The organism is Luteibacter sp. TLI7-4A, from assembly GCF_056754745.1.
In genome coordinates this window covers 2,547,224-2,562,539 of record NZ_JBPGWO010000001.1, presented here as the reverse complement: position 1 = coordinate 2,562,539, position 15,316 = coordinate 2,547,224, and the positions used below count along the sequence as shown (strand labels likewise).

The window sequence follows — 15,316 nt, the reverse complement described above, 5'->3', positions numbered from 1 at the left end:
TCACTGCGATGCGAGCGAGTGGACGATATCGTGCAAGCCGTCGCGCCAAGCCGGCAGGGCATGACGGAATGTCTCCGCAAAACTGCGATTGTCCAGTACCGAATAGGCCGGACGGCGCGCGGGCGTTGGAAAATCGCTCGTGCTGATCGGATGCACCATGGGCCGCCGCGCAAGGACTCCTGCGGTAACGGCTTCGTCGAATATCGCTTCGGCAAAGCCGTGCCACGTCGTCTCGCCGCTGGCGGTCAGATGGTAGGTGCCCGTGAGTGCAGGGCGGTTGGTCTCTTCGACAAACCGGTCGATGGCGACGATGCTCCCTTCGACGATAAGGGTGGTCGTTGTCGGTGTTCCACGTTGATCGGCAACCACTTTGAGTTCATCGCGCTCGCGGCCGAGACGCAACATGGTCTTCAGGAAGTTGTGTCCCACGGTCGAATATACCCATGCCGTGCGCAGGATCAGGTGGTTTGCGCCGCTCGCGCGAAGCGCCAGTTCGCCGGCAAGCTTGCTTCGGCCGTAAGCGCCTTGCGGGCCGGTGGTCGCATCGGGCACGTATGGCGTTCGAGCGTCGCCGGGGAAGACATAGTCCGTGGAATAGTGGATCACTCCCGCATCCCTTGTCGCAGCCCAGCGACCCAGGATGCCGGGGGCCTGTCCGTTGACGGCCGTAGCAGTCGCTTCGTCCGTCTCCGCCTTGTCCACGGCCGTATACGCTGCCGCATTGACGATGAGATCCGGGTTTACATCGTCCAGGACGGCTCGCAATGCGCTCTCGTCGGAGAGGTCGGCCTGCACGCCCCTGGCGCCTGCGGGAACATTCCCATCGCGGGACGCGGCGATCAGTTCACCGCGAGCGGCGAGACCGCCGTGGGCGATGAACGTCTGCCCCAGCTGGCCCTGGGCGCCCAGCAACAGGATTCTCACGCCAGGTACTCCGGGAGCCTGCCTGCGGGAACCTCGGCCAGGAGCGGGGCTTTCGCATCCTTGTCAGACAACAAGGGCGACGACACAGGCCAGTCGATACCAATGGCGGGGTCGTCCCAGCGAACGCCGCCGTCAGCCTTGGCGTCGTAAAGGTCGGTGCATTGATATGAGAACGTCGCGTGCTCGGACACGACACAGAAGCCGTGGGCGAAGCCCTCCGGTATCCAGAAATGTCGATGGTTCTCCGCGGTCAACATCACGCCTGCCCACCGGCCAAACGTGGGAGAGCCTCGCCGAATGTCGACAGCGACGTCGTAGACCTCTCCTTCGAGCACGCTGACCAGCTTCCCTTGGGGATTGGGCCACTGGTAATGCAGGCCCCGGAGCACGCCGCGCGCGGATCGGGAGACATTGGACTGGACGAACTTGCGGTCGATGCCCGCATCGCGGAATTTCGCCTCGTTGTAACTTTCGTAAAAAAAGCCCCGGGAATCGCCAAAAACCTGCGGCTCGATCACTACGCATCCGGGCAAGCTGGTCTCGATGAACTTCATCCGACGTAGCCCTGCTTGATCAGGTTCTGCAGATATTGGCCATAACCGGTCTTGGCCAGTGGTTCGGCGAGGCGCAATAGTTGCTCGGCATCGATCCATTTGTTCACGTAGGCGATTTCCTCAGGGCAGCAGACCTTGAGGCCCTGGCGGTTTTCGATGGTCTGAATGTACTCACCGGCTTCCATCAGCGACTCGTGCGTTCCGGTATCGAGCCACGCGTAGCCGCGGCCGAGTTGCTCGAGGTGCAGCGAATGGTCGTCCAGATAACAGCGGTTGAGATCGGTGATCTCAAGCTCCCCACGCGCAGACGGCTTCAGGTCGGCTGCGTAGTCGACGACCCGGTTGTCATAGAAGTACAGACCGGTAACGGCATAGTTCGACTTCGGTTTAGCCGGTTTTTCTTCAAGGCCGATGACCTTGCCGCTGGCATCGAACTCCGCCACACCGTAGCGCTCCGGATCCTTCACGAAGTAGCCGAACACGGTGGCGCCGGTTTCGCGGGTCGCCGCGCGCTTCATGCGTTCGGTCAGGCCCACGCCGTAAAAGATATTGTCGCCCAGTACGAGACAGCTCGGGTCCTTGCCAATGAACTCCTTGCCGATGATGAAGGCCTGGGCGAGGCCATCGGGGGAGGGCTGCACGGCATAGGTGATATTGATGCCCCACTGACTGCCATCACCGAGCAGGCGCTGGAACAGGGCCTGTTCATGCGGGGTGTTGATGACCAGGACGTCCCGGACTCCCGCCAGCATCAGCGTTGCCAGGGGGTAATAGATCATGGGCTTGTCGTATACCGGCAACAGCTGTTTGCTCACTGCCTGGGTGATCGGATAGAGCCGGGTGCCGGAACCACCGGCAAGGATGATGCCTTTGGTCGTCATGCGCCCAGTCGCTCCAGTTGGTAGCTGCCGTCGAGGATGCCCTGCACCCACGGCGTGTTATCCAGGTACCACTGCACGGTGGCCTGGATCCCGCTCTCGAACGTGTGCGCCGGGGTCCAGCCAAGTTCGTCCCTCAGCTTGCTTGCATCGATCGCATAGCGGCGATCGTGACCTGGGCGGTCGCGAACGAACGTGATCAGGCTTTCGTGCGGCTTGCCATTGGCGAGGGGGGCGACCTGGTCCAGGATGGCGCAGATTGTCTTGACCACCACGATATTCGCCCGCTCGGAATTGCCGCCCACGTTATAGGTTTCGCCCACGCGGCCCGCTTCAAGAACCCGGCGGATGGCGCTGCAGTGGTCTTCGACGTAGAGCCAGTCGCGAACATTCATGCCATCCCCGTAGACCGGGAGGGGTTCGCCTGCCAGTGCCTTCTGGATTACCAGGGGGATCAGTTTTTCAGGGAACTGGTAGGGGCCGTAATTGTTCGAGCAGTTGGTCGTGAGGACCGGGAGGCCGTAGGTGTGGTGGAAGGCGCGGACCAGGTGATCGGACGCAGCCTTCGACGCGGAATACGGTGAATTGGGGGCGTAGGGGGTGGTTTCGGTGAAGAAACCCTCGGCGCCCAGCGATCCGTAGACCTCGTCCGTGGAAACGTGGAGGAATCGGAATGCCTTGCCGCCGGCCTCGTCGAGCCCGCGCCAGTAGTCGCGGGTGGCCTCGAGCAGGCCCAGGGTGCCGACGACGTTGGTTTCGATGAACGCGGCGGGGCCGTCGATCGAACGGTCGACGTGGCTTTCGGCGGCGAAGTTGACGACCGCAACAGGGCGGTGTTCAGCCAGTAAGCGTGCAATCAGTTCACGGTCGCCAATATCACCCTGTACGAACACATGCAGGGGGTTCTCCGCCACCGGCTGGAGCGTCTGGACGTTGCCCGCATAGGTGAGTTTGTCCAGGTTGACGATCTTCAAGCCATCCTGAATGGCCTGAAGCACGAAATTTGCGCCAATGAAGCCGGCTCCGCCGGTTACGAGCAGGGTTTCCATGTGTCCTCTGGGGTCGACCTTTCAGACCGGTATTGTGTCACGGATGACCCGTGCCGCTGTCCCCTTATGGGAAGGATGCTGAACAAAAGTTCATGCTCACTGGGGGGCTGCGGGCGTTGGGGGACGGGGCCCCGGCCTCCGTCAGTGTATGATTCGCCGTTGATCTTGGCCCCGCCATTGGCGATGGGTCAGCCCGTTTCTACCCTACAAAGCGGTAACCACTTATGGCAACGAGCGAGCGAGCGCAGAAGCTGGCGACCCGGGTGATCCATGCCGGACAGGCGCCTGACCCGACCACCGGTGCGGTCATGGTCCCGATCTATGCAACGTCCACCTACGCCCAAGAAAGTCCCGGAGTACATTCGGGATTCGAGTATTCGCGGACCCAGAACCCCACGCGCTTCGCCTATGAGCGATGCGTCGCGGACCTGGAAAGTGGCGATGCCGGATTTGCCTTCGCGTCGGGAATGGCGGCGACGGCCACGGTCCTGGAACTTCTGGACGCAGGCTCGCACATCATCGCGATGGACGACCTCTACGGCGGCACCTACCGTCTGTTCGAGAGGGTTCGTCGGCGTACCGCTGGGCTGGCCATCACCTATCTCGACCTTAACGACGGCGATGGCCTGGCTGTGGCACTGACCCCGGCTACAAGGATGATCTGGGTCGAAACACCTACCAATCCAACCTTGAAGCTGGTGGATATCGCTGCGGTCTCGGCGTTTGCGAAAAAGCACGGCCTGATCCTGGTCGTGGACAACACCTTCGCGTCTCCGATTCTGCAGCGTCCGATCGAGCTGGGTGCAGATCTGGTCCTCCATTCAGCCACCAAGTATCTAAACGGGCACTCCGATATGGTCGGAGGCATAGTTGTCTCAGCGACGAAAGAGATTTCGGACCGAATGGCCTTCCTTCAGAACTCGGCAGGAGCGGTTCAGGGGCCCTTCGATAGCTTTCTTGCTCTTCGTGGGCTGAAAACCCTCGCGCTGAGGATGAAGGCACATTGTGAGAATGCGTTCGAGCTTGCTCGGCGACTCGAACGGCACCCGGGCATTGCAGCGGTGATTTACCCGGGCCTTGAAAGTCATCCGCAGCACGCACTGGCCGCGCGGCAGATGGCCGGCTTTGGCGGCTTGATTTCGATTCGTCTGAAGGGCGGTGAAGCCGCCGCTATTCGGGTCTGTGAGCGCACTCAGCTTTTCACCCTCGCGGAGTCGCTTGGAGGCGTCGAGAGCCTAGTCAATCATCCGGCTCTTATGACCCATGCGTCGATTCCCCCGGAGAGGCGGGAAGCTCTTGGCATCACGGCGGACCTGGTCCGTCTCAGCGTGGGCGTCGAGGACGTCGACGATCTGTACGCAGATATTGTCCAGGCGCTGGGCAGCTAATTCCGTACTGGAACTCCATGCAAAAGCACGCCCATCTCATCTTCTTGTTCAAGCAGCTCCTCGGCCGGGAGCTCGCATCGCGTTATCGGACGACGGCGCTAGGCTCGATCTGGCTGGTGTTGCAACCGTTGCTGATGCTCGGCGTGTACACGCTTGTCTTCAGCGGCATCTTCAAAGTCAAGTGGACTGGTGCCGCCACGACGTCGGGTTTCGCCTTGGTCCTGTTTGCCGGGCTGATTGTCTTCACGTTCTTTTCGGACGTGCTGGTGACTGCTCCATCGTTGATCTCGTCCCAGCCCAACTACGTCAAGAAAGTCGTCTTTCCAGTCGGAATTCTGGCGGTGGTGCGCGTTGCCGCAGCTTACGTGACGGCCCTTGTCGGTCTGGCTATTCTGATCATTGCACAGTGCGTCAGTGGTGCCTGGCCTAACGGTTGGGTAATCGTCTCGCCGCTTATCCTGGCTGAGCTAATACCGATGTTGCTGGGGATTGCGTGGCTGATGTCTGCGCTGGGTGTGTACCTACGCGACATCGCGCAGTTCACAGGTATTATTTCGAGCGTAATGCTTTTCGTTAGTCCCATTTTCTTTCCTCCGACTGCAATCCCTGAGCAGCTACGGGCGCTGGTGGATTTCAATCCGCTCGTTCTGCCCATGGGTGCCTTGCGTGCCGTGACGGTCCAGGGTCAAGCCCCGGAATGGGCCGGTTTGACAGAGCACTTCGTGGTTTCGTGTGCTTTCGCCTGGATGGGATATTTTGTGTTCCGTCGCCTTTCACGCGGTTTCTCGGACGTCCTATGAAAGATGTACGCACATTTCATGATGGCGAGTTGGCGATTTCTGTCCAGGACGTCGTCAAGGACTATCCGGTCTACGGTAGTCCCCGCGATCGCCTTGCCAGCCTCATCCGGCCGAGTAGAGAGGCGAAGGTTCGTCGGTTCCGCGCGCTCGACGGCATTTCCTTCGATGTGCCTCGCGGCGAAACAATGGGAATTATCGGACGCAATGGAGCAGGCAAGTCAACGCTCCTACAAATACTCTGCGGCACGGTTAATCCCAGTTCGGGTAGCGTATCCATTAATGGTCGATTCGCTGCACTGTTAGAGCTGGGTGCCGGCTTCAACCCGGATTTCAACGGACGCGAGAATGTGTATCTCAATGCGTCGCTCCTGGGCTTGTCGCGCGAAGAGATCGACAGCCGTCTTGACGACATTCGCGCGTTCGCGGATATCGGCGATTTCTTCGACAGGCCGGTCAAGACCTATTCAAGCGGCATGTATGTGCGCCTCGCCTTCGCGGTGGCCATTCATACAGAACCCGACGTGCTCATCATTGACGAGGCGTTATCTGTCGGCGACATTCGTTTCCAGATGAAGTGCCTCGCGCGCATCGAAGTGCTGCGCGCACGCGGAGCCACAATCCTTTTCGTTTCGCATTCCTTGGAACAGGTAAAGCGGTTCTGCCAGACGGCGGTATGGCTGGAAGCCGGCAAGGTCAAGCTGCGTGGAGACGCAGCCTTCGTGGCGGATCAGTTCCGCGACCACGAACTAGGACTTTCCGAGCCTGCGGATGCGGTGCCGCGCGAACAGCTGACCCACAATACGTCGGCGCCTGCGTTCCTCGAGACCGTGTCTGCGTCCACCGATTTCATGAGCCCGTTCGAGCCATTGTCGGTTGATGTTACGTATCAGGTCCGAGATGAGTCCATCAGCGGCCTTCTGGTGGGTGTCGCGATCAAAGGGCTAGACGGACTGCACATCTTCGGACCCAATACACACTTGGAACGTGTCCACATCCCGACGGACCGTGGCTCGCACCGACTGACTTACCATATTCCCTCAATGCCATTGCTGAGTGGCACGTACCAGATCGACGTGGGCCTGTTTACCGACAAAGGCCTTGTGTGTCTGGACTATCTCGGCGATGTAGCCCGCGTGACCGTCGCGGCGCCTTATTTCAGCGAGGGCGTCGTGTACATCCCGCACGAATGGAAGATCCATGAAATCTGAGCTCACCAGCCTTCCGTTCGATCATTTCCAGCGCTACGGGGCCGCATCGTCCGTCGTGGAATCCCTGGGTGGCGATCCGGTGCGTACGGTGCTCGAAGTAGGTGCCAACCGGCAGCGGATACTCAAAGACTTCATGCCTGGCGCGCGCTTCGTATTTAGTGACCTCGAACCGCAGGATCCGGTCGAGGGCGGCGAAGACGTCTTCGTACAAGCCGATGCGACTCAGCTTCCGTTCGTGGACCGCGAGTTCGACATCGTCGTGTCGCTCGATGTGATGGAGCACATTCCCCCTGAACTGCGCCGCCAGGCAACGAGCGAGATGGCCCGCACAGCGGCCCGCGCGGTTATCATTGGCTGTCCGCTCGACCATGCCTGGGTGCACGCGGCAGAGGCAGAGGCAAATACGGTATGGGAGCGCCATTTCGGTACGGCATACCCATGGCTGGAAGAGCACAAAGAATTCGGCCTCGTCGACCCGGTAGTGGTCGAGGACGCGTTGCGCGACGCCGGAATGCGGGTCATTCGCTTTGGTCAGGGTGACGTATCCGTCTGGACAGGAATGATGAGCGCTCACTTCGTGAAAGAGGCGGTGCCGGAACTTGCCGAACTCGTGGCCAGTGCCGACCGACTTTACAACGAGCGCGTGTTCGCCGGAGATCGCTCGAACCACGCATATCGCGAGTTTTTCGTTGCTGTCCGCTCCGAAGCGGACTACGAGGCTTTATCGGCCTCCCATTTTCTGAATGCTCCTCCTGAGGAGTCGATCAAACGCGTCTTCGCGGCTCTTCCCGGGCATTTGCGTCCTGTCGTCGAACGTCTCGCGCGCGCGGAACAGGAATGGAGCAATACGGCCTTAGTAGTTCGTGGCCTTGAAGAAACGCTCCACGCCGAACGTGGCGAGGCGGAACAGGTAGCGAAAGCGACAGCGGAACTTCATGCGTCGGTGATCGCCGAGCGCGACGCCATTCTTGCAGAGCGCGACGATGCGCTCCGTCGCAGCGAGGAACGAACCATCGAGCTTGCGCTGTCATCGGGTCAGCTGATATCGGTCGCCGACAGCTTGCGAGATTATAACGATGAGCTGAGGCAGGACCTGGCGAGGTGCAACGCCCATCGCGAAATACTCACTGACCGTGTACATACATTTGAACGTCGGCAGCGCTTTGTCCTTTGGATTTCCAGCCTGTTCCTCGCTGTCGCGGCAACCGCTGCGCTGGTTTACCATTTCGTCGGCTGACGGAGGCCTTGATGACTAAATCCTCGCTTCAGCGACCAAGCCTTGTGACGCGACTTCGTGCGTTGGTACAGGCCTCTGTGAGTGCCTTCCAGTTCGCCCGGCGCTCAGGGCTGAGCATCCCCGCAATGTTCGGGCTCGTCCTGCGGAGACTGGCCGAGGGGCCGCGTCCCTTCGCCCGTCGAATTATTGCCCTGTCCTCGCGCGCTCGAGTGATCGAGGAGCATTTTGAGGTGCGTTCCGATTCCGGCTTATCGACCTACGAAGCGTGGATCGAGGACGATGCGTCGCGTTTTCCTTACATTGCCGGATCGTCACAACGGCTGGTGAGTATCGTCATGCCCACGTGCAACACGCCGGTGCTCTTCCTGGAAGAGGTGGTAGCCAGTGTACGGGGTCAAAGCTACCCGTATTGGGAGCTATGCATTGCCGACGATGCATCGACCGAGCCACACGTCCGCGCACTACTTGATGCCTATTCGGATAACGACTCCCGCATCAGGGTGACCTACCGGACGGACCGCGGCGGGATATCCAACGCGAGCAACGATGCCCTCGCCATGGCGCGTGGAGAGATCATCACGTTCCTCGATCACGACGATGTTCTCCACGTCGATGCCCTGGGGGAGGTGATGGCGCGTTTTGATGCCGGCGACGTCGATGTCGTTTACACCGACCATGACGCACTGGGCGAGGACGGTCGCCGTCGCTTCCCGTTCTTCAAGCCCGCGTTCAGCCCTGACCTGTTGTTGTCGCAGATGTACATGGGCCATCTCGTTGCATTCGACAAGCGGATGCTGGATCGCGTCGGATCCTTGCGGCCGCAATTCGACGGCGCTCAGGACTACGACTTGATGCTGCGTTGCATGGGGGCGCAAGCACGAGTGGGCCACGTTCCCAAGGTGCTTTACCATTGGCGCCAGCACAGTGGATCCACGTCATCCAACGTGGATTCAAAGCCCTATGCACACGTTGCGGGCGTGCTCGCAATCCAGGACTATCTCGATCACCATGTTCCGGGTGCCCGAGCTACGGATGGCGTTGGCACATTCTGCTATGACGTCCGCTATCCATTCGCGGACGATGAGCCGCTCGCAAGCATCATCATTCCCACACGAGACGGTGTCGACCTCCTCGAGACTTGCGTAAATAGCATCATCGAGCGCACACGTTATGCGCGCTACGAGATCCTCGTGGTCGACAACGGGTCCGTGCATCCCGAGACTCACGAGTGGCTCGCACGTCGTAGCCAGTCAGGGGACGTCCGCGTCATCGACGCACCTGTGCCCTTCAACTGGTCGCATCTCAATAATCTCGCCGCGGTGGACGCCCGCGGCGAGGTATTGGTATTCCTGAACAACGATACCGAAGTGCTTGACGAAGACTGGTTACGCCGGCTTTGCGAGAACGCGCTGCGTCCCGACGTCGGCGTTGTGGGTCCGTTATTGCTCTATCCGGACTGTACCATCCAGCATGCAGGCGTCGTCGTGGGCATGGGTGGCTGGGCCGACCACGTATTCAAGGCACTCGAGCCGGTCCATGCGCAGATGCTGTATGTGTCTCCCGTGATACGTCGTAACGTTCTTGCCGTGACCGGCGCTTGCATGGCGATCGCGCGTTCGACATTCGCAAGGCTTGGCGGTTTCGATGAAGCGTTCATTGTATGCGGCAGCGACGTGGAAATCTGTCTCAGGGCCTTCCACGCTGGCCTGCTCAATGTCTACTTGCCCGAGGCCCGTCTCGTTCACCACGAATCCAAGACGCGCGATCCTCGCGCGATCCCCGAGAACGATTTCGTGCTCTCGGCGCGTGCCTATTCGCCATACCGCGAGGACGGCGATCCGTACTTCAGTCGAAACCTCGACTCGATGTCGCCGGTACCTGCGTTCCGGAGAAGTGCATGACTGACCTGTTCCAGCGTGCGGCACGTCGCGTCGCGCGCGGCATGTTGCGTTTTGCCGATGGCGCCGCCAGCACGCCGCCGGCGACGCATGTGTACGAGACCACCCCGATGACTCCACGTGTGTCGGCGTTCCGGCCGCGTCGTCTTAACCTTCTCGTGCCGTCGATCCGTGCTCAGCACTACTTCGGGGGCATTCACACCGCGATGCAGATGTTTGACGCCATGGCTTCGCACTTCGAAGCACGGCGTATCATCCTGACTGATTCGCCCCCCGATCAGGCGGCACTCTCCCGGTTTTCTCGCTACCAGTCCGTGGTCGCATCGGACGATTCCGACGCCCTGGCCCAGGTCGTTGCCTTTAGTGATCGCTACGGCGAGACCTTGCCCGTTGGTCGGGATGACCAGTGGTTAGCCACTGCGTGGTGGACAGCGCACGGGGCGCAGCGCATGGCCGCATGGCAGGGCCACACGTACGGAGTCGAGGGCCGGTTGGCGTACATGATCCAAGACTTCGAGCCCGGGTTCTATCCGTGGTCGAGCCAGTCGGCGCTGGCGTTGGCGTCGTATCGTCCCTCGCGTGACGTAGGTATTTTCAATACCTCGCTGCTTGCGGAGTACTTCGCAACACAAGGCATCGGATACGACCGGAGTGTCATCTTCGAGCCGACGATCAATGATGGCTTGCGTGCGGCCCTGTACGCGGCACGCACGGAGCGCGTGCCGCGTGCCCGGCGTATCGTGGTTTATGGACGTCCCTCAACGCCGCGGAATGCGTTCCCCTTGATTTGCGAGGCGCTTCGCACATGGGGCTGGAATGATTCGCGCGCGAAAGAGTGGGAGGTGGTTGCGCCCGGCGAGCTCATCGACGACGTCGATCTCGGCTCCCTGACCGTGCGTGCGCTGGGCAAGCTGGACATCGAAAGCTATGCCGAATTGCTCCGCACTTCCTCCATTGGCCTGTCGTTGATGGTGTCACCTCATCCTAGCTATCCACCCCTCGAGATGTCGGCTTTTGGTATGGAGGTCGTTACGAACCGCTTCGCGAACAAGGAGCTCACGCCCTTCGCGCCAACGATTCGATCGGTTGGCGAGATGACTCCCGAGGCGATCGCGGCTGCGCTCAGTTCAGCTTGCGATGCCTGGGAGAGCCGTGCGATGGCGCCTGGCTGGATTATGCCGGCAGACCATGCGTTTCTAGGCGAACCGGCGTTTTCGCCACTGGCCGCACTGGCTGTCCAAGCTCTCGATACGGACTAAAACGACTGGCAACGGCTTTCGCCAGCCAAGGTAATCTGCGTCTGCTAACATCCGGAAAGGTTGTTTCGTCGGTCTTGCCTATGAACTGGAGAGCTCATGAACATGCACGAGAACACGCAGCCGCACGCGTCCGTCACGAAGCTGGAACTCGGGTGCGGTAGTAACAAGCGGGAAGGGTTCTTTGGCATCGATATTATTGATGCGCCCGGCGTCGACCTAGTATTGGACTACGAGAGCAACCCGCTCCCATTCGCGACGGATTCAATCGACTACGTCTATTCCAGCCATTCGTTCGAGCACATTACCCGGTATCCGGAAGTGTTCCGTGAACTGCTCCGGGTCTGTCGGCACGACGCAACCATCGAAATCTGGACGCCGTATGGCAAGAGTGACGATGGCCTTCTTTTCGGCCACTACACGTTCTTCAGTGAAACCTCGTTCAAGCACATCTGTTTTGAGTATGACCGCTTCTATCTCGGTGATAGCCACGGTTATTTCCGGTGGGAACGAAGCCACTACAACCTTCATCCCGATATCCTCGACGGCCTGCGGAAACTGAAAGTATCGCTGGACTTTGCGCTTACGCACATGTTCAATGTCGCGTTGGAGTGGGGGGTCTTTCTTCGAGTGAAGAAGGACGCGCCGCGGGCTCCAGGCCCCCAGGGCCAGGTCCGCGCTTACTCCGTTGCCGGCCGGTCGCCTCTGATCGAGCCAAAGATTTGAGACGTACGACGACGCGCTCAGCATGAAGCGCAGTCGGGGGGAGCATACTAGATGAAGATGCAGCTGCTTGTCCGGCGATGGGCGACGTCGCTTCCGGCGCTAATCGTGCTTGCCGCCCTCGTATTCATGTGGCGGCGCCCTGTTGAGTTGCACCATCCGTATATATGGGTCGAGGAGGGGACGATTTCGCTTCCGGCTTACCTGGCTATGGGGTGGCGTTCGCTCTGGGACCCCGTGGCCGGTTATATCGTCCTTCCCGCGAAGCTGATCTTCCTTACCGCGATCAGTCTTTCCGCGTCGCACTCGGCAGCTATCGCCTACTGGCTCACGCTGATCTTCGAGATCGGCACGATCTGTCTGGTGGCGTACAGCCCAACTCACCTCCGCTATCCGAAGCTAGCGGCCATTGCGATCGCGTTAATTCCTACGCAGCCCGAAGTGTTCGCTGTTTCCGAGTACGCATTCTGGTGGGGTACCCTTTGGAGCTTCGTGGCGCTCTTCTGGCGAGAAGGCGAAAATCCGCGAACGCTTTGGCGAAGTTTTCTCGTCGTGTTCGGCGGACTATCGTCACCCATGGCGCTGCCCATTGCTGTATTTTTAGGTTATCGGGCGGCTCGTGAGCGTAAGCGCGCCGACTGGATCGTGTTTGGCGTGGGCGTCCTGGTTGCGGCCATCCAGTGCATTATGGTCGCGACAGCGAGTGTGCCGGTGGGGTTCGGCAAACGGCATTTCGACGGCGTGCAGGTGGTGGTGCGATTTTTCGGGCACTTCGTCCTGTCCACCGAACGGCCGCCTGTAATCGTCCTGTTCTTGCTGGGTGCCTCGATCATCGCTGCTGGCGTCTACTTCGCCATCACGCGGCGAAAGTGGAACGACACGTACTTCGTGTTACTCGGCGGCGGCTTGTGTGCGGGTGTTCTCGCTGCGATCAGTCGTGTCCCCGTAGAGGTAATGCACCCGGTGCTGGCTGGACCGCGCTACTTCTTTTACCCCTTCATTTTCTTGGTGTGGGCGCTGCTGTACATGTACGGCGAGACAGGCGTTCGATTCCGTGCCTTCATCGGCGTCGTTCTCCTCTTGGCACTATCGCAGTTCGCAATGCACGGCCGACTTGAGTACGACACCTTCCACTGGCGAGGTGAGCTGAAACGCTGTATTGCGGAAGGAACCGGCACTTACCAGTTCCCCGTGCAATTCGCAGGGCCGAAGGAGATCGCATGGCACGTACCGTTAACTGGCGTGCAATGCCAGTCGCTGGTGAATCGTAGCTTGCTCAAGTAGGAGGCTACGTCAGGGGGGCGCGGGTGCTGATGCCGTCGCGATGGCCGACCATTCGCCCCACCCGTCACCATGATCCGTGATTACCACATCAAAGGTTTCTGGCAGTCGGGGATCGTCCAAGGCGAGACGATGCCACTCCACCGCCAGCGGTAGCGGGCGTTCGTCGAACATGCCAGGAATCGAGACGGTTTGACGTCCAGGTGTCGGTCCGGTCCGGTAATAGATAAACTCGCCGCGACGCACCGTCAAACGCACGGCGCCTGTGTCTCGGTCCGATGTCTTCATTGAGCCGGCGACGTCCAAGCCATCGAAATGGCTGTGGTCGATATCGGTGCCGAGAAATGTATTCGGTCCCACGGTGCGCTGGCTCGGTACTAACCCGAGAGCTACGTGCGGTGCTTCAAGTACCGTGGAAACGGCGAGTGGCAGCTTAGCATTGAACTGGCAGGCAGCGCCCCGCAGCACAAACGTGAGATCTCCAGGCGCAGGTTTCGTAACCAGATAGCCCATGAAGCCGTCACCCTGGCGGCGGGGCTGACCGTCGACGGCGAGCCCGACGACGTGCCCACGGGTATCGACGATGTCGATTCGATCCGGCGCATCGCGCGCCGGGCCAACCACCCACCCAGATACTCGCAAGGCAAAGCGGTTCAGGGCTGCTACGTCTGCCACCTCGACGTGCCCTTCGCAAGCCGCGCCTTCGAATACCTCGCTCGTGCCTATGCGGTCGCGCGCGCCAACGAGCGGTTCACTGCCGAATACGGAGATACGGTCGCGCTGCGCGCGGTCCGCCAACGATAGAGCCATGTCAGTAAACGGGAATACCTGTCCGATGATAAGCTCGTCGCGCACTCCAAGGGTCAGGGCAGAGGCCGCTACCATACGGTCGAATCGCATTTTCCCGCGTGGTGAGAGTGCCGTTCGTTGGTACGGCACCATGGCAATCAACAGCGCTATGGCAGTGGCGCTGGCCCATACGAGCCGACGCGGTCGGGTGATAATCCATGGCAGGCCAAGGATGATAGTTGCCATCCACGCCATGATCGCTGGCGTGGTATAGCGGCTGGACAATGCTTGCGCCAGTCCACCCGTTACCCGCCCGAGCGCTGTGCCACAGGCGGTCATGTCGATATACAGAAGGAAGGCCAACATGGCTAGTTCGAGCGGATGCTGTCTGCGCACCCGCCAGATTGCTATGGTACGCAACGCGGCGATGGCGATGAGCGAGGCACCGGCAACCATCGCTGCCACGCCGGCACCTTTCACATGCATTAGTGCGAAATAGACCGGGCTGCCCAGGTACATGAGCATGAACTTCGTGACTTCGGCAGGCTTGGTCAGAAGCACGCTCGACAGCGGAACGTTGCCAACGGCGACATAGCTTTGGAAATAGGCTGCGAGCGTCGCGCAGGCAAGGACGGCCAGGAAAGTGATATGTCGCCACGAAAGTCCGGCAGCTATGGCGAAGACGAGCATGGCTGGGAGTGCGAGGGTGCCATTGGCCATCGTGCCTGCTGACGCTATGCCCAGGACCACGCCTACAAGGAACCATGGAGTGCCATAGGACTCGGAGCACTGCGAGCGAGCAAGGCAGTAGAGCGCCGTTGCCGGCAGCAACTGGGCAAGCAGGAACTGGCTCTGGAACCCCCACGTCAGGTTGTTCTCCTGACTCCAGAAAAAGGCCATCGCCAGGAACAGCGCGTATATCAGGGGTGCGGACGACTCTCCTGCGGTTCCCCGAAGTGCCCAGCGCGCCGCGCGACAGAAAAGAATGCCTGTGCATGCGGCGAGCGATGCGTTGACGACAAGCAGGGAGATTCCCTGTCCACGGAACCAGTGAAGGTCAGCCCAGAACAGCAGTCTCGACAGGAAGATTCGATGCTCGTTGTGCTGGCCCCACCATGCCTGGGGCACACTGTCTTGGACGCGGTAGAAGAAGCCGATGTAGCCGTCCCACATGTCCCAGAAGGGCACCGGGGAATAGGCTCTGATGACACCGAATAGAGCCATCGCGACTATAGATGCGCCGAGTACGAGGGCAAGCCAGTGCGCTACGCGGCGGACATGGACTTTGCCGTCGGAGGAGTTCCTCATCATCATGGTGTGGGGCGTGCTCT

The 15,316-nt window shown here is 60.2% G+C and carries 13 protein-coding genes; 8 read left to right on the top strand and 5 right to left on the bottom strand.

What is annotated here, in order from left to right; translation table 11 throughout:
- The 4 genes from rfbD to rfbB are packed head-to-tail and all read right to left on the bottom strand — an operon-like array spanning position 1 to position 3,405.
- Positions 1–924 (bottom strand): dTDP-4-dehydrorhamnose reductase, encoded by a 924-nt coding sequence (gene rfbD / locus ACR9Y6_RS11320; RefSeq protein ID WP_481281365.1) that lies wholly within the window; start codon positions 922–924, stop codon positions 1–3.
- The gene (rfbC, locus tag ACR9Y6_RS11315; RefSeq protein WP_481281364.1) at positions 921–1,478 is read right to left on the bottom strand and encodes a dTDP-4-dehydrorhamnose 3,5-epimerase; all 558 of its coding nucleotides are present in this window, start codon (positions 1,476–1,478) and stop codon (positions 921–923) included. Before rfbC ends, rfbD begins: the two co-directional genes overlap by 4 nt.
- A complete protein-coding gene (rfbA, locus tag ACR9Y6_RS11310; RefSeq protein WP_481281363.1) occupies positions 1,475–2,359 on the bottom strand; it encodes a glucose-1-phosphate thymidylyltransferase RfbA in 885 nt (294 codons plus the stop codon). Before rfbA ends, rfbC begins: the two co-directional genes overlap by 4 nt.
- Complete coding sequence (rfbB, locus tag ACR9Y6_RS11305; RefSeq protein ID WP_481281362.1) at positions 2,356–3,405, bottom strand: dTDP-glucose 4,6-dehydratase; 1,050 nt, start codon at positions 3,403–3,405, stop codon at positions 2,356–2,358. Before rfbB ends, rfbA begins: the two co-directional genes overlap by 4 nt.
- A 224-nt stretch (positions 3,406–3,629) precedes the next feature.
- Here rfbB and ACR9Y6_RS11300 point away from each other — a divergent pair, with 224 nt between their 5' ends.
- The 8 genes from ACR9Y6_RS11300 to ACR9Y6_RS11265 all read left to right on the top strand — a co-directional run bounded on the left by ACR9Y6_RS11300 (position 3,630) and on the right by ACR9Y6_RS11265 (position 13,199).
- Positions 3,630–4,793 (top strand): cystathionine gamma-synthase, encoded by a 1,164-nt coding sequence (locus tag ACR9Y6_RS11300; protein WP_481281361.1) that lies wholly within the window; start codon positions 3,630–3,632, stop codon positions 4,791–4,793.
- A gap of 17 nt (positions 4,794–4,810) precedes the next feature.
- Positions 4,811–5,593, top strand: a complete 783-nt coding sequence (locus ACR9Y6_RS11295; RefSeq protein ID WP_481281360.1) for an ABC transporter permease — start codon at positions 4,811–4,813, stop codon at positions 5,591–5,593.
- Positions 5,491–6,801, top strand: coding sequence for an ABC transporter ATP-binding protein (locus tag ACR9Y6_RS11290; protein ID WP_481281359.1), 1,311 nt, complete (start codon positions 5,491–5,493; stop codon positions 6,799–6,801). Before ACR9Y6_RS11295 ends, ACR9Y6_RS11290 begins: the two co-directional genes overlap by 103 nt.
- Positions 6,791–8,038 (top strand): class I SAM-dependent methyltransferase, encoded by a 1,248-nt coding sequence (locus tag ACR9Y6_RS11285; RefSeq protein ID WP_481281358.1) that lies wholly within the window; start codon positions 6,791–6,793, stop codon positions 8,036–8,038. The genes ACR9Y6_RS11290 and ACR9Y6_RS11285 overlap by 11 nt, the downstream gene beginning before the upstream one ends.
- A gap of 11 nt (positions 8,039–8,049) precedes the next feature.
- Positions 8,050–9,939: a glycosyltransferase family 2 protein gene (locus tag ACR9Y6_RS11280; protein WP_481281357.1), complete on the top strand. Its 1,890-nt coding sequence runs from the start codon at positions 8,050–8,052 to the stop codon at positions 9,937–9,939.
- Positions 9,936–11,195 (top strand): rhamnosyltransferase WsaF family glycosyltransferase, encoded by a 1,260-nt coding sequence (locus ACR9Y6_RS11275; protein ID WP_481281356.1) that lies wholly within the window; start codon positions 9,936–9,938, stop codon positions 11,193–11,195. Before ACR9Y6_RS11280 ends, ACR9Y6_RS11275 begins: the two co-directional genes overlap by 4 nt.
- Positions 11,196–11,291: 96 nt before the next feature.
- A complete protein-coding gene (locus tag ACR9Y6_RS11270) occupies positions 11,292–11,918 on the top strand; it encodes a class I SAM-dependent methyltransferase (protein WP_481281355.1) in 627 nt (208 codons plus the stop codon).
- A 51-nt stretch (positions 11,919–11,969) separates the two neighbouring features.
- A complete protein-coding gene (locus ACR9Y6_RS11265; protein WP_481281354.1) occupies positions 11,970–13,199 on the top strand; it encodes a hypothetical protein in 1,230 nt (409 codons plus the stop codon).
- A gap of 9 nt (positions 13,200–13,208) precedes the next feature.
- Here ACR9Y6_RS11265 and ACR9Y6_RS11260 read toward each other — a convergent pair whose 3' ends face one another.
- Positions 13,209–15,299, bottom strand: a complete 2,091-nt coding sequence (locus ACR9Y6_RS11260) for a hypothetical protein (protein WP_481281353.1) — start codon at positions 15,297–15,299, stop codon at positions 13,209–13,211.
- Positions 15,300–15,316: the final 17 nt, after the last annotated feature.